Origin of the sequence: Comamonas sp. Tr-654 (assembly GCF_011752915.1) — a bacterium.
GTDB lineage: Bacteria > Pseudomonadota > Gammaproteobacteria > Burkholderiales > Burkholderiaceae_C > Comamonas.
Genome location: NZ_VWWQ01000003.1, coordinates 565,022 through 585,081 on the forward strand (window position 1 = coordinate 565,022; position 20,060 = coordinate 585,081).

Consider the following 20,060-nt stretch of genomic DNA (forward strand, 5'->3'; position numbering starts at 1 on the left):
GCCACTGGCCGGCGGTGTCTTGCCTTTTTCCGGAGACCTCAATGTCCAATTCCCTTTCCCTGTCTCGCCGCCGCAGCCTGCAGACACTGGCAGCAACCGCCCTGTTCGCTCTGGGCACTGCTCCCGCCATGGCCCAGACGCCCTATCCCAGCAAGCCCATCACCATGATCGTGCCCTTCTCGGCCGGCGGCACGACCGACATCCTGGCACGCGTGGTGGGCCAGGCCCTGAGCACCGAACTGGGCCAGAGCATCATCATCGACAACCGTCCCGGCGCGGGCGGCAATATTGGCGGTCAGGCCGCTGCACGCGCAGCCGGCGACGGCTACACCCTGTTCATGGGCACGGTGGGCACGCACGCCATCAACGAAGCCCTGTACAAGAAGATGCCATTCGACCCGGTCAAGGACTTCGCCCCTCTGACCCGGGTTGCCAATGTGCCCAATCTGCTGGTCGCTCACCCCAGCCAGCCATTCAAGACGGTCAAGGAAATGATGGCCTATGCCAAGGCCAATCCTGGCAAGCTGAACTTCGGCTCCTCGGGCTCGGGCAGCTCCATCCATCTGTCTGGCGAACTCTTCAAGTCCATGACCCGTCTGGACATGGTGCATGTGCCCTACAAGGGCAGCGCGCCGGCCATCACTGATTTGCTGGGCAACCAGATCGCCATCATGTTCGACAACATGCCTTCGGCCATCCAGCATGTGCGCTCGGGCAAGCTGCGCCCCATCGCGGTGACCACGGCCAAGCGCTCGCCCGAGCTGCCCGATGTACCCACCGTGGCCGAAGCCGGTGTGCCCGGCTACGAGGCAACCTCATGGTTCGGTCTCTTCGTGCCAGCCAAGACACCAACCGACATCCAGCAAAAACTGCACGCAGCCATTGCCAAGGTGCTCAAGGACCCCGCCGTGATCAAGAAGATCAACGACCAGGGCGGCGAAGTCGTGATCGACACCCAGGACGGCTTTGCCAAGTTCATCGACGCCGAAACCAAGAAGTGGGGCAAGGTCGTCAAGGACTCCGGCGCCAGCGTTTGAGATCAGACACACCCCCTGAGCCGCTGCGCGGCTTCCCCGTGGCCCGGCACCCTCTCGTAGCCGTCGCTGCGGGGCAGCAAGGCCTCTGCTCGGCTGCCCCCCCCGAACCCAGGACGCACCACTGCGGCACTTCTTTCCACCCCTTTTACGAGCCTGTATGACCACCTCCCTGCTCTCCACCGCCAGCGGCGATTTCCGCATTGATCTGCAAGGCCCTGACGATGCCCCCGTGCTCGTGCTGTCCAACTCCCTGGGCACCACGCTGGAGATGTGGGATGCACAGGCAGCTGCCCTGCGCAGCGAATTTCGCGTGTTGCGCTACGACACGCGGGGCCATGGTGCCAGCGCCTGCAACGACGGCCCCTACAGCTTCGACCAGCTGGGCCGCGACGTGCTGGCCATTCTCGACACACTGGAGGTGCAGCAGGCGCATTTCTGCGGCATCTCCATGGGCGGCCTGACCGGCCTGTGGCTGGGCGTCAATGCCGGCCAGCGTCTGCGCAGCCTCACCGTGGCCAACAGCGCCGCCAGGATCGGGGTGGAGTCGGCCTGGCTGGAGCGAGCCGCCCAGGTGCGCGCCAACGGCGCAGCCGGCATGCAGGCCCTGGCCGAATCGTCGCCCGGCCGCTGGTTCACACCCGGCTTTGCGGCTGCCCAGCCCGCCGTGGTGCAACGCGCCCAGGGATGGATCGCCGGTATCGCACCCGAAGGCTATGCCAGCTGCTGCGAAGCACTGGCCCGCGAAGACCTGCGCGCTGCGATTGCCGCCATCGCCACGCCCACGCTGCTGCTGGCCGGCGCCCACGACCCCGTGACCACGGTGGCCGATGCGCAGGCCATGCAGGCCGCCATCGCGGGCTCGCAGCTGGTCGAGCTGCAGGCCTCGCACCTGTCCAACCTGGAGGCGCCCGAGGCCTTCGAACAAGCCCTTGCCGGCTTTGCACGCCAGCACTGACCGACGCCGCGACGACCGGCTGCCCACATCCGGCAGCGGCCGCCACGGCCTGTGATACGGAGACCGCCATGCCCACTCCCTCCCGCCGCTGGAGACACCGCCCCGAAGGCTCGACCTGGGGCGATTTCGGTGAAGACGACCAGCTTGGCCGCCTGAACCTGCTGACCCCCGAGAAAGTCCGCCAAGGCGTGGCCGAAGTGCAGACCGGCCAGCGCTTTGCGCTGAGCCTGCCGCTGGACTACCCGGGCGGCAGCGCACTCAATCCCAACCGCAAGCCCCCGGTGCTGCGGCCGCTGCAGCGCAAGGGCCGCGTCAATTTCAACTGCCTGCTGCAGGAGCTGGAGCCCGGCCGTACCGACGTGCTCTCGGACGATATGGTCATCCTGTCGCTGCAGTATTCCACGCAGTGGGACGGCCTGGCCCATGTGGGCGCCCTGTTCGATGCCAACGGCGACGGCCTGCCCGAGCCGCTGTACTACAACGGCTTTGCCGCAGGTACCGACATCGTGGGCCCGGCCGACGTGAGCGGCACCGGCATTCCCGCGCGCCTGGACGACAGCGCCAGCACCAGCTGCGCCAAGGCCCTCGGCATCGAAGGCATGGCCCGCAACGGCGTACAGGGCCGCGGGGTGATGGTGGATCTGCGTGCCCATTTCGGTGACGCCCGCACCGTGGTCGGCTATGAGCAGCTGATGCAGGTCATCGCCGCAGACGGGGTACAGATCGAGCCCGGCGACATGCTGTGCCTGCACACCGGTTTTGCCCAACGGGTACTGGACATGCACAAGAACCCCGACCCCGAGGTACTTGAACACGCCTGCGCCGTGCTCGACGGGCGCGATGCGCGCCTGCTGCAGTGGATCACCGACAGCCAGATCGCCGTCATCGCCACCGACAACTACGCGGTCGAGGCCTTCCCCGCGCGCCCCGGCGCCGCCTGCTGCGCGGCCTTGCCTCTGCACGAGCACTGCCTGTTCAAGCTGGGCGTGCACCTGGGCGAGCTGTGGCATCTGACGCCGCTGGCGCACTGGCTGCGCGAGCACGGTCGCCACCGCTTCCTGCTCACGGCACCGCCGCTGAACCTGCCGGGCGCCATCGCCTCGCCGGTCACGCCTGTCGCCACGGTCTGAGCCCAACACCGGAGCCTTTATGCCTTTCATCATCGAAACCTTCGACAAGCCCGGTCACCAGGCCGTGCGCCAGGCCCATCGCCCCGCGCACCTGGGCTTCCTGGACACCCACAAGAACCTGCTGCTGGCCTGCGGCGCCAAGCTGGCCGACGACGGCAGCGACCTCGGCGGCGGCCTGTACGTGGTGGAACTGGACACGCGCGAAGCGGCCCAGTCCTTCATAGAGTCCGACCCCTTCTTCACCGCCGGTCTGTTCGAGCGCGTGTCCATCACCCGCTGGCGCAAAGCCTATGTGGCCGGTGCCAGCCACCTGCCTGCGGCGGCCTAGCTCCCGTCCAGCAGCAGCCCTTTCCCCGCATTCCGTCCGAAAGTATTGCCATGTCTTCCCAGAACGCTTCCCTTCCCGTCCGTCCCCGCGTGCTGATCACCGGCGGCGGCGCCGGCATCGGTGCGGCCGCCGCCGAGCGCTGCCGTGCCGATGGCTACGAGCCCATCATCATCGACCGTATGGTCGATCACGTTCCAGGCGGCATCCAGGCCGACCTAAGCAATGCCGAGGACACGGCCCGCGCGCTGCGCTTGGCCCTGGAAGGCGGCCCCATCACGCGCCTGGTCAACAACGTGGGCGTGGTCGTGCCCAATGACGCCGCATCCCAGACCCTGGCCGAGTTCGACCTGGCCGTCTCGCTGAACCTGCGCTGTGCCTTCCAGTGCATGCAGGCCCTGCTGCCGGGCATGAAGGAGGCGGGCTTCGGGCGCATCGTCAACATGTCCTCGCGCGCCGCACTGGGCAAGGACCTGCGTACCGCCTACGCTGCCACCAAGGCCGGCCTGATCGGCATGACGCGCGTCTGGGCTCTGGAGCTGGGACAGTGGGGTATCACGGCCAACGCCATCGGCCCCGGCCCCATCCGCACCGAGCTGTTCGACAAGGCCAACCCGCCCGATGCACCGCGCACGCAGAAGATCATCCAGTCCGTACCCGTCAAGCGCGTGGGCACGCCCGAAGACGTGGCCCATGCCGTGTCCTACATGCTCGACGAGCGCAGCGGCTTTGTGACCGGACAGGTTCTCTACGTCTGCGGCGGCATGACCGTCGGCGTAGCCTCGGTCTGATCAGGCCCTGAGCCGCTTCGCGGTCTGCCTGGCCGCGCGCCTATCCCATCCCGCGCCGCAGCCGCTGCGGCACGGCAGCTTTTCTCCCCAAATCCAGACAACATCGGAGACCGGCGTTCATGTCGAAAATCACCGCATTCTTCACCGAGCTGATGCGCAAGTATCTGCCCGACCCCTTTGTCTTTGCCATCCTGCTGACCCTGCTGACCATGGTCCTGGCCTTTGCCGTGGAAAGCCGGCCCGTCAACCTCGTGGTCGAGGACTGGGGCAAGGGCTTCTGGAGCCTGCTGGCCTTCACCACGCAGATGGCCGTGATCCTGGTCATGGGCTATGTGCTGGCGGCTGCGCCCCTGGTCAACCGCTTCCTGGACCGCATCGCCAGCCATGTGCACACACCGCGCCAGGCCATCATCGTGGCCACCATCGTGGGCTGCGTGGGCAGCTACCTGAACTGGGGCTTCGGCCTGGTGATCGGTGGCATCATGGCGCGCAAGCTGGCGCTCAAGGTCAAGGGCGTTCACTATCCGCTGATCATCGCCTCTGCCTATACCGGCTTCACCATGTACAGCCTGGGCTTCTCGGCCACGATTCCGGTGCTGATCTCGACCAAGGGCCACACCTTCGAGAGCAGCATGGGCCTGATCCCGCTGACGCAGACCATCTTCTCAGCACCCATGCTGCTGACCAGTCTGGCCGTGCTCATCGCCCTGCCGCTGCTGAATGCCGCCATGCATCCCAAGGCCGGCGAGAAGATCGTGGAGCTGGACCCTGCCGTGGCCGCCGACGAAGGCAAGGGCGGCGCAGGCCACGATCTGCTGGGCGACCAGAAGACCCTGGCCTACCGCCTGAACAACAGCCGCGTGCTCAATCTGCTGATCGGCCTGTGCGGCATGGCCTATGTGGTGCTGCACTTCGTCAAGGGCGGCAACCTCGACCTGAACATGATCAACTTCTTCATCCTGTTCCTGGGCGTGCTGCTGCTCAGGACGCCCATGCTCTACGTGGAAAAGGTCAATGAAGGCGTCAAGACCATCGGCGGCATCATCCTGCAGTTCCCCTTCTACGCAGGCATCATGGCCATCATGCATGGCTCGGGCCTGGTAGAGTCCATCGCCCACATCTTCGTGAGCATCGCCAGCGAGCACACGCTGCCGCTGTGGGGGCTGGTCAGCTCCTTTGTGATCAACTTCTTCGCGCCCTCGGGCGGCGGCCACTGGGTGCTGCAAGGCCCGTTCATGATCGACGCGGCCAAGACCCTGGGCGCCTCGCAGGCCCAGACCGCCATGTCGGTGATGCTGGGCAATGGCTGGAACGACCTGGTCCAGCCCTTCTGGATCCTGCCTGCCCTGGCCTTGTCCAAGCTCAAGCTCAAGGACATCATGGGCTATACCGTGGTCTCCATGATGCTGGTCGGCGTGATCTACGCGAGCACCATGCTGATCTGGCCGCATCTGTAACCGGGCGCCGGCGCTCTTTTTCCGTTTTTCCGTTCACATCCTCACCTAGGAGAACCCATGCTGTACATGGTCGAAATGATTGTCCAGATCCCTCACTCGCTGGACCCTGCCGTGGTCGCGCAGATCAAGCAAGACGAAAAGGAATACTCGCAAAAGCTGCAGCGCGAAGGCAAGTGGCGCCACATCTGGCGCGTGGTGGGCGAATACGCCAACATCAGCATCTTCGACGTCCAGAGCAATGACGAGCTGCACGGCCTGCTCAGCGGCCTGCCACTGTTCCCTTATATGCAGATCAAGGTCAAGCCCCTGGCCAACCACCCCTCCTCCATCGTGCAGGAGTAAGCACGACAGCGGCGGGCATGCGCCCGCCCATAACAAAGCCCATGCAGCTCCTGGCCGCATGGGCTTTGCTTTTGATAGCTATTACCGCCTGTTCACAAAGGATTTCAATACTTTTTTCACCTGAAATCTTTATCAATCAAGCGAAAGAAGCTCCTTTAAAAAGAGCTTTCGCGCCTTCGCTGCTGCCTGCCCCGGCCGCGTCTTTGCCGGCCTTCAGGTATAGCGCTTGGCGCGCAGATTGTTCTTCATCTGCTCCAGCGCAGGCTGCAGCGCAGGCCCGATGCGTAGTGCCACGCAGGTCGCCAGCACGTCGATGATGAGCAGGTGCAGCAGCCGCGACACCATGGGGCTATAGCGGTCGTAGCCTTCGGGGTGATCGGCTGCCAGATGCACCTGGCAGGCCGAGGCCAGAGGCGAGCCGCTGGCCGTGATGGCAATCGTGGTGGCACCGTTCTTGCGGGCGATATCCGCCGCATCCATCAGATCTCGTGTGCGCCCGGAGTTCGAGATGATGACCACGCAATCGCCCGGACCCAGCAAGGTGGCGCTCATGACCTGCATATGGCCATCGCTGGTAGCCAGACTGGTCACACCGAGGCGAAAAAACTTGTGCTGGGCATCCAGTGCCACGATGCCCGAATTGCCGGCGCCGTAAAACTCGATGCGCTTTCCGGTCTGCCAGGTCGCGGCAATCGCCTGCGCAGCCTGCTCTATGGCCGCCGTGCTGGCCGCATTGCGATACTGCAGAAAAGCGGCAACCGCGTTGTCCACCACCTTGACCATGACATCGCTGGTCTTGTCATCGCTGTCCACACTGCGATGGATGAACGGCACGCCTTCGCTGACGCTGCCCGCGAGCTTGAGCTTGAAGTCCGCCAGGCCGTCATAGCCCATGCTGCGGCAAAAGCGCACCACCGTGGGTTTGCTGACATGCGCCCGCACTGCCAGCTCTCGCACCGGCAGATGAGCGAAGGCCCGCGGATCGGCCAGTACCAAGCGTGCAACACGCTGCTCTGCAGGCGCCAGGGACGGAAGGGAGGCGGTAATGCGATCGAGCATATTGGCGCGGATGAGGTGGAGGCAATAAATGCGTGCGTAAAAGGGCGAGCATAAGACCGAAGCGCCTCACCGGCCGCAAAACTTGAATATTTCCGCAAATAAATAGGCAAGCGCAGATATTCAGCAGGGTTTGCCTTGATACATCATCAAACAGAGTGTCGGCAGGCTCGTTTTCAATCAGGGATTCACGCTCTACACTTGCTGGTTAGTTTGAAACACAGCAAAGGATGGACATGAATCAGTTGGAGGCGCTCAAGCAATTCACAACCGTGGTCGCGGACACCGGTGATTTTCATCAACTGGCGCAGTTTCAACCGCAAGATGCCACCACCAATCCATCCCTGATTCTCAAAGCGGTTCAAAAGACCGAATATGCACCACTGATGCGCGCCACCGTGGCGCAATTCAAAGACAGAGGGCTGGACGAAATCATGGACCGGACGCTGGTGCGCTTCGGCTGCGAGATTCTGAACACCATACCCGGCCGTGTTTCCACCGAAGTCGATGCCCGCCTGTCTTTCGACACCGTGGCGACGGTCACGCGCGCCGAGCGACTGATCGAGCTGTATCAGGCAGCCGGCATCCATACCGAGCGCGTGCTCATCAAGATCGCCGCCACCTGGGAAGGAATTGAAGCGGCCCGTATTCTTGAGCAGCGTGGCATTCGCACCAATCTGACGCTGCTATTCTCCTTCTGCCAGGCAGTTGCCTGCGGCCAGGCCAAGGTCCAGCTGATCTCGCCCTTTGTAGGCCGCATCTACGACTGGTACAAAAAGCAGGCCGGCACGCAGTGGGATGAAGCCGCCATGGCCGGCGCCAATGATCCGGGCGTGCGCTCGGTGCAGAAAATTTACGACTACTACAAGCACTTCGATGTTTCCACCGAGGTCATGGGTGCAAGCTTTCGTAATACCGGCCAGATTCTGGCGCTGGCGGGCTGCGACCTGCTTACCATTGCACCTGAGCTGCTGGCCCAGCTCCGCGCACAGCAGGACGACGCCATACCTTTGACTCGCGCCCTGGACCCGGACAAGGCCAAAGCCCAGCCGCAGGAACGCGTTCTGTACGACCAGGCCTCGTTTCGCTTTGCGCTGAACGAAGATGCCATGGCCACGGAAAAGCTGGCCGAGGGCATTCGCGCTTTCACTGCGGACACTCTGAAGCTGGAAGCATTGATGCAGCAAGCGGCTGCAGATTGACGGGAATTTCCTTTGACGCCTCTTTGTCACGAGCTGCCTGCCTGGCAGGCTTTGCAAACCCATTACCGGTCGCAGATCCAGCATCTGGATCTGCGCCAGGCTTTTGCACAGGACCCACAACGTCTTGATGCCCTGAGCATGCAAGCGCCGCATGTCTTCGCCGATCTGTCGAAGAACCTCTGGACCGGCGAGACCGAAGCCTTGCTGAGGCAGCTTGCCGTCGAGAGCCGGCTCACTGGCAAGCGCGACGCCATGCTGGCCGGCGCAGCCATCAATACCAGCGAGCAGCGCAGCGCGATGCACTGGCTGCTGCGCACTCCTGCAGACGGCGGGCAGCTCGCCCAGTCCCCTGTGCTTCGGTCCTGGCCCCAGGACATGCATTCAGCTCTGCGTGACGTGCATGAGACGCTGGATAGGATGCTCGCCCTGGCCGACCAGATCAAGGGCAGCCAGCAGATCACCGATATCGTCAATATCGGCATCGGCGGCTCGCACCTGGGTCCGGAAGTCGTGGTCAATGCCCTTGAGGACTGGATAGACAAGGACAAGAACTTTCACTTTGTCTCCAATGTGGACGGCCACGAACTGGGACATGTGCTGCGCCGGGTCAAACCGGAAAGCACGCTGTTCCTGATTGCGTCCAAATCCTTCACCACGGCCGAGACCATGCTGAATGCACGCTCGGCCAGACAGTGGTTTCTCGATCATGGAGGCAGCGAAGATCCGCAGGCCCCATGCTCGATTGACCGCCACTTTGTGGCCCTGACCAGCAATACACAGGCGGCCGCAGAGTTCGGCATACAGCGCACACTGGGTTTCTGGGATTGGGTGGGCGGACGCTTTTCGCTGTGGTCTGCCATCGGGCTGCCCATTGCCATCGCCATAGGCTCGGAACAATTCAGGGCGCTACTGGACGGTGCGCATGCGATGGATGCCCACTTTTTCACTGAGCCTCTGGAGACCAATCTCCCGGTACGCCTGGGCCTGCTGGACGTCTGGTATCGCAATTTCTGCCACTTCTCCAGCCGCTGCATCGCACCTTACAGCCATGGCCTGCGCCGCCTGACAGCCTATCTGCAGCAGCTGGAGATGGAGAGCAACGGCAAAAGCATCAACAAGAATGGCGCTCGGCTCTCAGCTCCCACGGCACCGGTGATCTGGGGCGAACCCGGCACCAATGGGCAGCATGCTTTTTTCCAGATGCTGCACCAGGGACCGGATGTCATACCGGTCGAGTTCATCGCCCTGCGCGACGGAGGCAAATATCTGGGCGAGCACCATCAAAGCCTGGTGGTCAACGCGATTGCCCAGGCCCAGGCGCTGATGGTCGGGCGCGGCGGCGAAGGGCAGGAAAAGGACTGCGACGGCAATCGCCCCAGCAGCTTTCTGATGCTTGAGAGACTGGACCCCGCCTCTCTGGGCGCCCTAATTGCGCTGTATGAACATCGCATCTTTGTCTCAGGCGCCATCTGGGACATCAACAGCTTCGACCAATGGGGCGTGGAGCTGGGCAAGAATCTGGCCAAACAGCTGCATGCCCGCCAGAGCCACAATGACTGGGCTGGAGTGGACGTATCGACGCAGGAGCTGATGAAGCGCCTGATGCAAAGTCGCTGAGCAGCAAAAGCAGAGGCCCGATAGGCCATGCCTTGAGGCTGCTCAGACCGCGCTGGTTTGCGGCAAATGGGGATAACGCACACCGGCCAGACCTTCCAGCCCGAACTCGGCGAGCAGCTGGCGCAGACGTTGCGCCGCACTGCGCTTCTTCTGCCCTGTGTAACGGGCCACAATCAGCTCGTTCTTCATGCTGTGCTCCCAGCCCACCAGCTCAGTGACCGTGACCTGGTAGCCGCAAGCTTCCAGGTACAGACAGCGCAGCACATTGGTAATCTGGCTGCCCATCTCGCGCGTGTGAATCGGGTGGCGCCACAGCTCGGCCAGCGGAGTGCGTGCCAGGCTCATGGCCTTGGTCTGGCGCAGACATGCGGCCACTTCGGCCTGGCAGCAAGGTACGAGCACCATGGCCCTGGCCTGCTTTTCCAGTCCGAAGGCGATCGCATCATCGGTCGCCGTATCACAGGCGTGCAAGGCAGTCACCACATCGAACTGCACGGGCATGAAGTCTGCTCGCGTGGACTCGGCCACCGACATATTGAGAAACTCCATGCGCTCAAAGCCCAGCTCAGCCGCCAGTTTCTGAGATGCCTCGACCAGCGGCGCACGTGTCTCGATACCGTAGATCCGTCCCTGGTCCAGGGCCTTGAAATACAGATCGTAAAGAATAAAGCCCAGATAGGACTTGCCTGCACCATGGTCGGCCAGCGTCACGGCCTGCCCATTTCTGGACAGCTCCGTCAGCAACGGCTCGATGAACTGATAGAGGTGGTAGACCTGCTTGAGCTTGCGGCGCGAATCCTGGTTGAGTCTGCCCTCGCGCGTGAGGATATGCAGGGCCTTGAGCAGCTCTATGCTCTGACCGGGCTTGAGCCCCAGTTGCTGGGCAATATCTTGCGCACCTGTTTGGGCAGGCTTTGGCAGGCTCTGCTTTTTTTCAGTCTTGGCCATCACTTCTCAGCCTTTGTCTCACCATGGCCAGTCACGGGACAGCGGGCGCCGACATCCAGATCCAGCCAGCCCTCAATGCCGATCTTTTCCAGCGTTTCCATATTGCGCTCGTAAATCGTTTCGGCTTCAGGAAACACTTCCACCGCCTTGTCGATGCTGTCTTCGCGCAGCAAATGCAGGATGGGATATGGAGAGCGGTTGGTGCAGTTGGTGACGTCATCCACATCCGTGCCCTCAAACTGGAACTGTGGATGAAACGAGGCAACCTGCAAGATACCGCCCAGATCCAGTTCCTCGACCATGGCGTCGGCCACTTCGAGAAAGTCATTGAAGTCCAGGAAATCCTGCAAGGCATGGGGCAGGATCAGCAGCGTCGTATCGCGTTTTTCCGCACTGGCTTCGGCCAGTGCCTCGAGCTCGCGATGCAGGGCATCAGCCACGCCCTGCGCATCGCTCGCATCGCTGACGGCATAGTGGATCTGGGCCTTGACATGCACGCCTTTGGCGAAGGGACAAAGATTGAGGCCGATGACCGCTTTTTCCAGCCAGCGCACGGTATCCGCAATCACAAGCTCTGGTGGGAAGGCCTGATCGGCGATGGTTGAAGTTTCGGTCATGACAAGGCCCTTCCAAAATGCAAACGGGGGCTATCGCCCCCAAAGAATGCGCACTGGGCGGGAAATATTCCGGCTCTAGATACACAGAGCCGTTATTTTAGCGATCCGGCCTGGGCCATGCTCGCCAACGGCCGCAAGACCGTTGGCGAGCATCCTTCAGGCCTCTGTCAGCAGTCTCATCCCGGTGATGCGCTCATGCTCGTGCGCCGCATAGCGGTCCGTCATACCCGCAACAAAGTCGGCCACCACGCGCGCACGCTCATGCAGGGTATCGGCAAGCTGGGCGCGCTGGACAAAGCGCGGTTTCATGCGCTCGGGCTCCAGCATATAGGCGGCAAACAGCTCTTTCACGACCTGCTGGGCATTGTTCATGGTCTGCATGACCTGAGGATGCCGATAGAGCTGATGGAACAGAAACTGCTTGAGCACCAGGGACTGCGTCTTCATCTCCGGACTGAAGCCTATCAGCGTCTGCCTATGCTGATGCACCTCCTGCACCGAGCGCACACCGGCCTCCTCCAGGCTGGCCGATGAGTGATGGATAACGTCATAGACCTGGTCGCTGAGCATGCGGCGAATGCTTTCATAGAGCAGCTTGCGCTGGGCATCCGGCACCGCCAGATCGGGCCACTGCGCCAAAGTGGCCGCATGATAGCGAGCAAACAAAGGCACGGCATCGCGCAGCTGGGCCATGCTGATCAAGCCTGATCGAACGCCATCGTCGACATCATGAGCGTTATAGGCAATCGCGTCGGCTAGGTTGCATAGCTGGGCCTCCAGCGAAGGCTGGGTTCCGTCTAGAAAACGCTGGGCCACCCCGCCGGGCTCGCGCTCATTCAATAGCTGCGCATTGCCGCGCGAACAATGCTTGAGAATACCTTCTCGCGTCTCAAAAGTCAGGTTCAGACCATCAAAGGCCGGATAGCGCTCCTCCAGCCTGTCGACCACCCGCAGACTTTGCAGATTGTGTTCAAAGCCGCCATGAGGCTTCATGCACTCATTGAGCGCATCCTGCCCCGCGTGCCCAAACGGCGTGTGTCCCAGATCATGCGCCAGACAGATGGCCTCAACCAGGTCTTCATCCAGGCGTAAAGACCGCGCGATGGAGCGCCCGAGTTGAGCCACCTCCAGGGAATGCGTGAGCCGGGTGCGAAACAGATCGCCCTCATGGTTGACAAAGACCTGGGTCTTGTAGACCAGTCGCCTGAAGGCCGAGGAGTGAACAATGCGGTCCCGATCGCGCTGAAAGTCACTGCGCGTGGGGGCCTGAGGTTCGGCAAAGCGGCGCCCGCGGCTTTGCTGGGGATGGCAGGCATAGGGAGCCAGAGCAGTCATGCAAATCGCCTCAACAACTCGATGCAACGACTCTAACAGCTAGGGCCATCTCTTTCCCCACGGAACCTGCCTAGAGCAGGCCATCCGTCAAGCGCAGCAACTCTCTATTACCTCACGCACCAGCGCATCGGGGGCAGAGCGCGTCACGGCCTGTCCCGGGCCATCGATCAGCACAAAGCGGATTTCACCGGCTTCGGATTTCTTGTCGACACGCATCAGTTCCAGATATCGGCCGGCGTTGTCGCGGGCATCGATGACCGCTCCGCACACCGGCAAACCCGCACGCCCGATCAATGTGCGCAGGCGAGTCACAAAACTCGCATCCACCATGCCGAGACGCTGGGAGAGCTCTGCCGCCATCACCATGCCGGCCGCCACACCCTCTCCATGCAGCCAGTTGCCATAGCCCATGCCGGCCTCGATCGCATGACCGAAGGTGTGACCGAAATTGAGAATAGCGCGCAGACCGGACTCCTTCTCGTCCTGACCCACCACCCAGGCCTTGATTTCCACGCTGCGCTTGACGGCATGGGCAAGCAGGCCGCGATCACGGCGCAGCAAGCCGTCCATGTTCTGCTCGAGCCAGTCAAAGAACTGCATATCGGCAATCGGGCCGTATTTAATGATCTCACCCAGACCTGCACTCAGTTCGCGCTCTGCCAGGGTATCCAGCGTGGCCAGATCGCAGAGCACCAGTTGCGGCTGGTAGAAGGCCCCAATCATGTTCTTGCCCAGCGGGTGGTTGATGGCCGTCTTGCCCCCCACCGAAGAGTCGACCTGGGACAGCAGCGTGGTTGGCACCTGCACAAACGGCACGCCACGCATGTAGCTGGCGGCAGCAAAACCCGTCATATCCCCCACCACCCCGCCACCCAGTGCAAACAGCACCGTCTTGCGGTCGCAGCCGTGTTGCAGCAGGGCGTCGAAAATCAGATTCAGCGTCTGCCAGTCCTTGTGCGCTTCGCCATCGGGCAGCACCACCTCATGCACCTGGGCATATTGGCTGCTCAGGGCCTCCTTGAGCGCTGAGAGATAAAGCGGAGCCACCACATCATTGGTGACCACCAGTGCCGCCGCCGCCTTGGGCAATGCCTGCCAGGTGGAGCCCAGGGCAAGCTGGCCCTCTGCAATCACGATGGGATAGCTGCGCTCTCCCAGATCAATACGCACTGTTTCCACATTCAACCTCTCTCAAAATACATGGCAGGCACGGCATACAGCGTATTGGCCAGCCAACGCTTCTGTCCCATCACGAATGCTGACCAAGTTCGATCTGCATGGCCACTCGCTGGGCTACCTGCGCAGCGGACAGGCCGCTTCCCGCCACCACAAAGTCCGCCACCTCCTTGTAGAACGGGTCCCTTAGGGCATGCAGATCCAGCAATCGCTGCAAGGGATTGTCCACCTGCAACAGGGGGCGCTGCGTGTCTCGCTGCAGACGCTTGGCAATTTCATGCGGTGACGCGCTCAGATAGACCACTTGGGCATGCTCTGCCAGCTCCTGCCGGTTCTCGGCCTTCAATACGGCACCGCCACCCGTGGCAACCACTGTTTTCTCAGAACGCGCGAGCAGCACTGCCAGCACCTCCTGCTCGACATTCCGGAACCTGGGCTCGCCTTCCTTGGCAAAGAATTCGCGAATCGTGCAGCCGATATGTTCTTCAATGGCCGTATCCACGTCCACAAAAGGCATGGACCAGCGCTTGGCCAGATAGCGTCCGATGGTGGATTTGCCGCAGCCCGGCAAGCCCACAAGAGCAATATGAAATTTATTTGTAACAGTCATCGCGTTACCGTCATCCGCCAATCCGGCCAGTCCGTGATTCTCGCAGCCCGCAGATATTACAAACAAAAAGGCCCGCATTCATTCATGCGGGCCCTATGTCAAAACTGATAACGGCTATTTGCTGTTGCTGCGCGCCTGATTCAGCATTTTCGGAGTGATGAAAACCAGCATTTCGCGCTTGCTCGAAGCCTTGGTGTTGCTGCGGAACAAATGCCCCAAGACCGGCAGATCCCCGAACAGCGGCACCTTGTTGAGCTGGTTAGTCTCCTCCATTTCAAAGATGCCGCCGATCACCACCGTGCCACCATTTTCGACCAGCACCTGGGTCTTGATGTGCTTGGTATCGATAGCCACGCCCTGAGTCGTGGTCTCGCCACGGCTGTCCTTGTTCACATCCAGATCCAGAATGATGTCGCCTTCAGGAGTGATTTGCGGAGTAACTTCCAGCTTCAGCACCGCCTTCTTGAACGAAATCGTCGTGGCGCCATTCGGTGCCGTGACGGAATACGGATACTCCGTGCCTTGCTCGATCAAGGCCTTGTTCTGGTCTGCCGTCACCAGACGAGGGTTGGAGATGATCTTGCCGTCGCCTTCAGCTTCGAGAGCGGACAACTCCAGGGACAGAAAACGCGTCATCGAGCTATTGAAGACCGAAAATGCGACCTGCCCCACGGTGTTGATTCCTGAAACGCTGGCCGGCAGGTTGACGAAGTTGCCACTCGGAAACTTGGTGCCCGTTCCCGAACTGCTATCCGGCAGAAACTGGGACGATGTCATGGCAGCATTGCTGCCAACAGCTCCACCACCAAACTTCACCCCCAGCGAACGACCGAAGGTGTCCCGTGCCTCGACAATGCGAGCCTCGATCATGACCTGACGCACTGGCACATCCAGCGTTGCCAGCAAAGCTTTCAATTCCTCAAGCTTGGTCGGCGTGTCGGTCACAAACAGCTGATTGGTACGGGGCTCTGAAATAGCGGAGCCGCGAGACGACAGAAAGCGCGTGCTGGATCCGGTACCACCCGTACCACCACCACCTGTCGAAGTCGTGATCTGCTGCAGGATGTCTGCGGCTTTTGCATAGTTGAGCTGGAAGCCCTGCGTACGCAGAGGCTCGAGCTTCTGAATCTCCATCGCCGCTTCGTAGTCACGCTTGGTGCGTGCGTCGATCTCGTCCTTGGGAGCGATCCAGAGCACCGAGCCGGACTTGCGCATGCCCAGCCCCTTGGCATCCATGATGATCTGCAGAGCCTGATCCCAGGGGACATCCTTCAGGCGCAGCGTCAAAGCACCGGTGACCGTATCCGAGGTGACGATATTGAAGTTGGTGAAATCCGCGATGACCTGCAGCAGGGAGCGCACTTCAATATTCTGAAAATTGAGCGACAGTTTTTCGCCGCTGTAGCCCGGGCCCTGGGTCAGCTTGCTGGTGTCGACCTTTTTCTGGCGCACTTCCACCACGAACTGATTGTCACTCTGGTAGGCGCTGTGCTCCCAGTCGCCCACAGGGTCGATGCGCATGCGCACCCGATCGCCTTGCTGCGTGGTCGAGATCGTCTGCACCGGCGTGCCGAAATCCCCCACATCCAGCTTTTTGCGCAGATTCTCAGGCAGGGCTGTACGCAGGAAGTCCACTGTCAGGCCTTTGCCCTCCTGCCGCAGATCCACTCCCACCTGGCTGCTGCCAAGGCTGACCACGATCCGACCGGAGCCGTCACTGCCACGGCGAAAGTCGATGCCACGAATCGGTGCCGCATCGGAGGAAGCTGTCTTGCTCTCGAATACCGGCGCCATGGCAGGAGCTGCAGCCGTGGCAGATGCCGCCGCGCCGGCGGGATCAAGCAGGATCAGCAGAGAGTTTCCCTGACGCTGCAGGCGATAGGTGGTGGCCGTCTTCAGGTTCAGTACCAGACGTGAGCGGCCCGATGCTTCCACCAGATTCGCCGAGCGCAGATTGCCCTGGTTGAACTCCAGCAGGGACTTGCCCGAGCCATTGCTCACACCCGGAAAATCCAGCGCGATACGGGCCGGAGATTGCACGACAAATCCGGTCGGATCGGCGGCCAGCGGCTCGGACATTTCAACACGAATGACCTCGGAGCCTGACTGCAAAGCACCTGTTACCGTCTCGATGCGCGCCTGAGCCCAAGCTGCCGAAGAAAGCAAAAGGCTGCTCAGGGTCAGACCCCAACGGGCCTTCCCCATAGTGCTGCGGTTAATACCCATCATTTGCCAACCTCCTGCAACTCCAAAGTGCTTGTTCTTTCAATCCAGTCACCACCGCCATCCTGGACAATCTCTCTGAGCTGGATGGAGTTTTCCGTTATCCGGGTGATCTTTCCGTAGTTCTGCCCCAGATAGTTACCGACACGTACCTGGTAAAGCAGGCCACCGACTCTGACCAGGGCCGTAGGCACATTCTTCTTGTCCAGGCTGCCCACCATGGTCATGGTGTCCAGCGGCTCGGCCTCCAGCGGTTCCTTGCGTCGGCTCAATTCCGGTGTCAGCAAGGCCGTGCTGATATTGGATTGCGCCGACTCCTTGCGCAAAACCTGAATCAGCTTGAGCGGGTTGAAGGGGTCCATGCCGTCACCCCCTGTATATGCCTGAGGCTTGAACGGCTTGGGCTCCTCCAGCGGCGTCACACGAGGCTTGGCATTGGCGCGCTCCTGCGCCATCCATTCACGCAGCTGATCCTCTTCGGAGGAAGTACAACCTGCCAGCAAGGCGCTGCCCATCAGAAGCAGGCAGATAGGGCTCAAGAATGCCTTGCTCATTTCTTCCCCTTGGCTGCGTCACGCTGCGCCTTGACTTCGTCCGCATCCAGATACCGGAAGGTACGTGCCGTGGCATCCATGGACAGCACGTCCGTATCCTTGCCGCCTGCGCCAGGAGCGATGGACAGATTGTTCAAAGTCACAATACGGGACAGAAAAGCGATATCCGAGGCAAAAGCACCGATGTCGTGATAGCGACCCGTCACTTTCAGTGCAATCGGCAGCTCGGCGTAGTACTCCTTGGTCACCATTGCGCCGGGACGGAATACTTCAAACTGCAGGCTGCGACCCAGACCGGCCTGGTTGATATCGGAAAGCAAGGCTGCCATTTCCGCCTTGCTGGGCAATTGCTTCTCCAGCTGCGTCACATACTGCTGCACCTGTTCACGCTGCTTCTTCAGGCCATCGAGGCTCACCGCCTTGACCATCTTCCTGGAATAGTCCTCACGCAAAGTCACCTCAGTAGCACGCTCTGTTTCTAGCTCTTCTTCATAGTCTTTCAGGATGACAAACCACAGCAAGGCAGCCACAGCAACCGCGACGGCGATATACAGCAATGCCTTGGGCAGCGCCGGCCAGACCGAAGGGTCATTGGGATCCAGGTTCCGGAATTGGCGCTGAATTTTGTCTTGCAACGCCGCGAAATCGATATCCAGAGATTTCTTGCTCTTTGCCATCACTGCGCCTTCACGGAGGGGCTAGCAGCGAGCAGATTTTTCTCCGCATCGCTGGCCCGGGTCAGATTGAAGCGCAAGGTGAAAGCAGCCGCACGGCGCTTGTCCTTGGCGGTCACATCAACGGTCTTGGCCACGATCTCCATCAGTTCCGGCTTGGAGAACCAGGGCGAACCATCGGTCAGATTGCGCAGCATCTCGGAGATACGCTCGTTCGACTGTGCGGTGCCCTGCATGGTCACCGACAGACCGTCCTGCTTGATGCTGCTGATGTAGACACCCTCCGGCAGTTGCTTGACCAGCTCGTTGAGCATGTAGACAGGCAGGTTGCGGTCGGACTGCAAGTCCTCCACGGCCTTCTGGCGCGCACGCAAAGCCGTGATCTCTGCCTCGAGTCCTTCGATTTCCTTGATCTGCGTCTCCAGGACCTTGATTTCGGAGCGCAGCAAGTTGTTCTTGTTCTGCTGGCCCTCGATCATCATCTGGAAGTACCAGTAGATCAGCGCGGCGATCAGCAGTCCAGCCAGCGCGGCCAGCACCATATTGACCTGGAACGCCTCTTTGCGGCGCTTCTTGGCCGCCTCGCGGTGCGGTAAAAGGTTGATCAATATCACTCTTGAAACCTCCGCATGGCCAGACCGCAAGAGGTCAGATAGGACGGGGCCTCACGCGCCATCTTTTTCAAACGCACACCGCTGCCAATTTCCATGCCATCGAAGGGATTGGCGAGACTGCAGGCACAACCCGTCTGCTGGCTGACGGCTTCCACCAGCCCCGGCAAGGACGAGGACCCGCCTGCCAGCAAGATATGGTCGACGCGGTTGTAGGGAGTGCTCGTGAAGAAGAACTGCAGCGCACGCGCCACTTCCTGGGTCAGGCTTTGCACAAAGGGCTTGAGCACCCCCGCCGCATAGTCGTCCGGCAATTCACCGCTGCGCTTCTTGGCTTCCGCTTCTTCCGGAGAGAAACCGTACTGGCGCGCGATCAGCTGCGTCAACTGTGCACCGCCAAAAGCCTGGTCACGCTCATAAAGCACTTCGTCATTACGAAGCACCTGCATGCTGGTGGTCATGGCTCCCACCTCGAACAGCGCGACAACGGCGTCACGACCGGCATTGGGCAAACGGGACACCAGACGCGTTGCCGCCATGCGCGCGGCATAGGGCTCGATATCGATGACGATGGGCTTGAGACCGGCCGCCTCGGCCAGACCCTGGCGGTCCTGCACTTTTTCCTTGCGCGATGCCGCGATCAGCACATCCACATCCCCGGGCGATACCAGCGAAGGACCAACGACGCAAAAATCCAGGCTCACCTCGTCGAGCGAGAACGGAATGTACTGGTTGGCTTCGGACTCGACCTGAACTTCCATCTCCAGCTCGGTCAAACCGGATGGCAAAGTAATCTTCTTGGTGATCACGGCTGCGGCTGGCAGCGCCATGGCGACCTGCTTGGTCCGCGTTCCGCTTTTCTTCACCAGACGGCGCACGGCTTCAGCCACTTCATCAAATTTTTCAATATTGCCGTCGGTGATCCAGCCTTTTTCAAGAGGCTCGATCGCACAACGCTCCAATTGCCACTCGCCGGATTTGCTTTTGGCCAGTTCGACCAGCTTCACGCTGGAGGAGCTGACATCAATGCCAAGCAAAGGTGCAGGCTGACGGCTGAATAAAGAACTCAGAGCAATCAACATGCCCCCCCCAGGTTTGTAAGAATGGAAACAAAAGCCAGCAATACCCTGGAATCCTAGCAGCAAGCTATAGCAGCACATGCTTTGCTGCAGCGCTTTACACCTTATTTCGTGGCCAAAAAAAGACAAACTTGTGTAACGTCAAACAGCAAGAAAGCCACCCCTTGCCCATAGTGGTGCTTACCCTGTGATTTAGGATTCGACCAAAGCGCGGCTCCCACCCAGCCGCTGAGATGCTTTTCCGGGAGGCATTTCTATAATGCCCTACCCCTTGTCAATACTGCGAAATGCCGCCATCAGAACACTCTGCCCACCAGGCCC

General features: G+C 61.0%; 20 protein-coding genes. 9 read left to right on the plus strand and 11 right to left on the minus strand.

Translation table 11 applies throughout. The features are described from left to right. Positions 1–41 precede the first annotated feature (41 nt). The 7 genes from F3J24_RS12290 to catC all read left to right on the plus strand — a co-directional run bounded on the left by F3J24_RS12290 (position 42) and on the right by catC (position 6,037). The gene (locus tag F3J24_RS12290) at positions 42–1,037 is read left to right on the plus strand and encodes a tripartite tricarboxylate transporter substrate binding protein (protein ID WP_167006426.1); all 996 of its coding nucleotides are present in this window, start codon (positions 42–44) and stop codon (positions 1,035–1,037) included. Positions 1,038–1,194: 157 nt separating this feature from the next. Continuing rightward, positions 1,195–1,992 (plus strand): 3-oxoadipate enol-lactonase, encoded by a 798-nt coding sequence (pcaD, locus tag F3J24_RS12295; protein WP_167006429.1) that lies wholly within the window; start codon positions 1,195–1,197, stop codon positions 1,990–1,992. 68 nt (positions 1,993–2,060) lie between these two features. After that, positions 2,061–3,122 (plus strand): cyclase family protein, encoded by a 1,062-nt coding sequence (locus tag F3J24_RS12300; protein WP_167006431.1) that lies wholly within the window; start codon positions 2,061–2,063, stop codon positions 3,120–3,122. 19 nt (positions 3,123–3,141) lie between these two features. Beyond that, positions 3,142–3,450 carry a YciI family protein gene (locus F3J24_RS12305; protein ID WP_167006434.1) on the plus strand — a complete coding sequence of 103 codons (309 nt, stop codon included), beginning with the start codon at positions 3,142–3,144 and terminating at the stop codon, positions 3,448–3,450. 50 nt (positions 3,451–3,500) lie between these two features. Beyond that, positions 3,501–4,238: an SDR family oxidoreductase gene (locus F3J24_RS12310; protein WP_167006437.1), complete on the plus strand. Its 738-nt coding sequence runs from the start codon at positions 3,501–3,503 to the stop codon at positions 4,236–4,238. 119 nt (positions 4,239–4,357) lie between these two features. Further along, complete coding sequence (locus F3J24_RS12315) at positions 4,358–5,695, plus strand: short-chain fatty acid transporter (RefSeq protein ID WP_167006440.1); 1,338 nt, start codon at positions 4,358–4,360, stop codon at positions 5,693–5,695. A gap of 57 nt (positions 5,696–5,752) precedes the next feature. Then, a complete protein-coding gene (catC, locus tag F3J24_RS12320) occupies positions 5,753–6,037 on the plus strand; it encodes a muconolactone Delta-isomerase (RefSeq protein ID WP_167006443.1) in 285 nt (94 codons plus the stop codon). Positions 6,038–6,250: 213 nt separating this feature from the next. On the opposite strand, the gene F3J24_RS12325 is transcribed toward catC, so the two are convergent. Next, positions 6,251–7,096, minus strand: a complete 846-nt coding sequence (locus F3J24_RS12325) for an SIS domain-containing protein (RefSeq protein WP_003058703.1) — start codon at positions 7,094–7,096, stop codon at positions 6,251–6,253. A 233-nt stretch (positions 7,097–7,329) separates the two neighbouring features. Between F3J24_RS12325 and tal the strand changes: the two genes are divergently transcribed. Beyond that, complete coding sequence (gene tal, locus F3J24_RS12330; RefSeq protein ID WP_167006446.1) at positions 7,330–8,295, plus strand: transaldolase; 966 nt, start codon at positions 7,330–7,332, stop codon at positions 8,293–8,295. 12 nt (positions 8,296–8,307) lie between these two features. Further along, positions 8,308–9,912 (plus strand): glucose-6-phosphate isomerase, encoded by a 1,605-nt coding sequence (gene pgi / locus F3J24_RS12335; protein WP_167006449.1) that lies wholly within the window; start codon positions 8,308–8,310, stop codon positions 9,910–9,912. Between the two features lie 42 nt (positions 9,913–9,954). Here pgi and F3J24_RS12340 read toward each other — a convergent pair whose 3' ends face one another. The 10 genes from F3J24_RS12340 to F3J24_RS12385 form a co-directional block, all read right to left on the minus strand. After that, the gene (locus tag F3J24_RS12340) at positions 9,955–10,860 is read right to left on the minus strand and encodes an SAM-dependent methyltransferase (RefSeq protein ID WP_167006452.1); all 906 of its coding nucleotides are present in this window, start codon (positions 10,858–10,860) and stop codon (positions 9,955–9,957) included. Beyond that, entirely contained in the window at positions 10,860–11,477 is a 618-nt protein-coding gene (locus tag F3J24_RS12345; protein WP_167006455.1) for a DUF1415 domain-containing protein, read from the minus strand. The genes F3J24_RS12340 and F3J24_RS12345 overlap by 1 nt, the downstream gene beginning before the upstream one ends. A 156-nt stretch (positions 11,478–11,633) precedes the next feature. Further along, a complete protein-coding gene (locus tag F3J24_RS12350; RefSeq protein WP_205244727.1) occupies positions 11,634–12,812 on the minus strand; it encodes a deoxyguanosinetriphosphate triphosphohydrolase in 1,179 nt (392 codons plus the stop codon). A gap of 87 nt (positions 12,813–12,899) precedes the next feature. Continuing rightward, on the minus strand, positions 12,900–13,997 hold the full coding sequence (gene aroB / locus F3J24_RS12355; RefSeq protein ID WP_167006458.1) for a 3-dehydroquinate synthase: 1,098 nt from the start codon (positions 13,995–13,997) through the stop codon (positions 12,900–12,902). A gap of 64 nt (positions 13,998–14,061) precedes the next feature. Then, complete coding sequence (locus F3J24_RS12360) at positions 14,062–14,598, minus strand: shikimate kinase (protein WP_167006461.1); 537 nt, start codon at positions 14,596–14,598, stop codon at positions 14,062–14,064. Between the two features lie 114 nt (positions 14,599–14,712). Beyond that, positions 14,713–16,827, minus strand: a complete 2,115-nt coding sequence (gene pilQ, locus F3J24_RS12365) for a type IV pilus secretin PilQ (protein WP_167006466.1) — start codon at positions 16,825–16,827, stop codon at positions 14,713–14,715. Continuing rightward, entirely contained in the window at positions 16,824–17,375 is a 552-nt protein-coding gene (locus tag F3J24_RS12370; protein WP_167006469.1) for a pilus assembly protein PilP, read from the minus strand. Before F3J24_RS12370 ends, pilQ begins: the two co-directional genes overlap by 4 nt. Next, complete coding sequence (locus tag F3J24_RS12375) at positions 17,372–18,052, minus strand: type 4a pilus biogenesis protein PilO (RefSeq protein ID WP_167006472.1); 681 nt, start codon at positions 18,050–18,052, stop codon at positions 17,372–17,374. Before F3J24_RS12375 ends, F3J24_RS12370 begins: the two co-directional genes overlap by 4 nt. After that, positions 18,052–18,663 (minus strand): PilN domain-containing protein, encoded by a 612-nt coding sequence (locus F3J24_RS12380; RefSeq protein ID WP_167006475.1) that lies wholly within the window; start codon positions 18,661–18,663, stop codon positions 18,052–18,054. The genes F3J24_RS12375 and F3J24_RS12380 overlap by 1 nt, the downstream gene beginning before the upstream one ends. After that, positions 18,660–19,742 (minus strand): pilus assembly protein PilM, encoded by a 1,083-nt coding sequence (locus F3J24_RS12385; RefSeq protein ID WP_370527729.1) that lies wholly within the window; start codon positions 19,740–19,742, stop codon positions 18,660–18,662. The genes F3J24_RS12380 and F3J24_RS12385 overlap by 4 nt, the downstream gene beginning before the upstream one ends. Between the last annotated feature and the right edge of the window lie 318 nt (positions 19,743–20,060).

What these genes read in the sequence shown, in the direction of transcription:
- F3J24_RS12340 (WP_167006452.1), bottom strand. Translation starts at nt 10,860, where the DNA reads ATGGCCAAGACTGAAAAAAAGCAGAGCCTGCCAAAGCCTGCCCAAACA.
- F3J24_RS12360 (WP_167006461.1), bottom strand. Translation starts at nt 14,598, where the DNA reads ATGACTGTTACAAATAAATTTCATATTGCTCTTGTGGGCTTGCCGGGC.
- F3J24_RS12325 (WP_003058703.1), bottom strand. Translation starts at nt 7,096, where the DNA reads ATGCTCGATCGCATTACCGCCTCCCTTCCGTCCCTGGCGCCTGCAGAG.
- F3J24_RS12290 (WP_167006426.1), top strand. Translation starts at nt 42, where the DNA reads ATGTCCAATTCCCTTTCCCTGTCTCGCCGCCGCAGCCTGCAGACACTG.
- tal (WP_167006446.1), top strand. Translation starts at nt 7,330, where the DNA reads ATGAATCAGTTGGAGGCGCTCAAGCAATTCACAACCGTGGTCGCGGAC.
- catC (WP_167006443.1), top strand. Translation starts at nt 5,753, where the DNA reads ATGCTGTACATGGTCGAAATGATTGTCCAGATCCCTCACTCGCTGGAC.
- F3J24_RS12375 (WP_167006472.1), bottom strand. Translation starts at nt 18,052, where the DNA reads ATGGCAAAGAGCAAGAAATCTCTGGATATCGATTTCGCGGCGTTGCAA.
- F3J24_RS12315 (WP_167006440.1), top strand. Translation starts at nt 4,358, where the DNA reads ATGTCGAAAATCACCGCATTCTTCACCGAGCTGATGCGCAAGTATCTG.
- pcaD (WP_167006429.1), top strand. Translation starts at nt 1,195, where the DNA reads ATGACCACCTCCCTGCTCTCCACCGCCAGCGGCGATTTCCGCATTGAT.
- F3J24_RS12350 (WP_205244727.1), bottom strand. Translation starts at nt 12,812, where the DNA reads ATGACTGCTCTGGCTCCCTATGCCTGCCATCCCCAGCAAAGCCGCGGG.
- F3J24_RS12300 (WP_167006431.1), top strand. Translation starts at nt 2,061, where the DNA reads ATGCCCACTCCCTCCCGCCGCTGGAGACACCGCCCCGAAGGCTCGACC.
- F3J24_RS12310 (WP_167006437.1), top strand. Translation starts at nt 3,501, where the DNA reads ATGTCTTCCCAGAACGCTTCCCTTCCCGTCCGTCCCCGCGTGCTGATC.
- F3J24_RS12370 (WP_167006469.1), bottom strand. Translation starts at nt 17,375, where the DNA reads ATGAGCAAGGCATTCTTGAGCCCTATCTGCCTGCTTCTGATGGGCAGC.
- F3J24_RS12345 (WP_167006455.1), bottom strand. Translation starts at nt 11,477, where the DNA reads ATGACCGAAACTTCAACCATCGCCGATCAGGCCTTCCCACCAGAGCTT.
- F3J24_RS12385 (WP_370527729.1), bottom strand. Translation starts at nt 19,742, where the DNA reads ATGTTGATTGCTCTGAGTTCTTTATTCAGCCGTCAGCCTGCACCTTTG.
- F3J24_RS12305 (WP_167006434.1), top strand. Translation starts at nt 3,142, where the DNA reads ATGCCTTTCATCATCGAAACCTTCGACAAGCCCGGTCACCAGGCCGTG.
- pilQ (WP_167006466.1), bottom strand. Translation starts at nt 16,827, where the DNA reads ATGATGGGTATTAACCGCAGCACTATGGGGAAGGCCCGTTGGGGTCTG.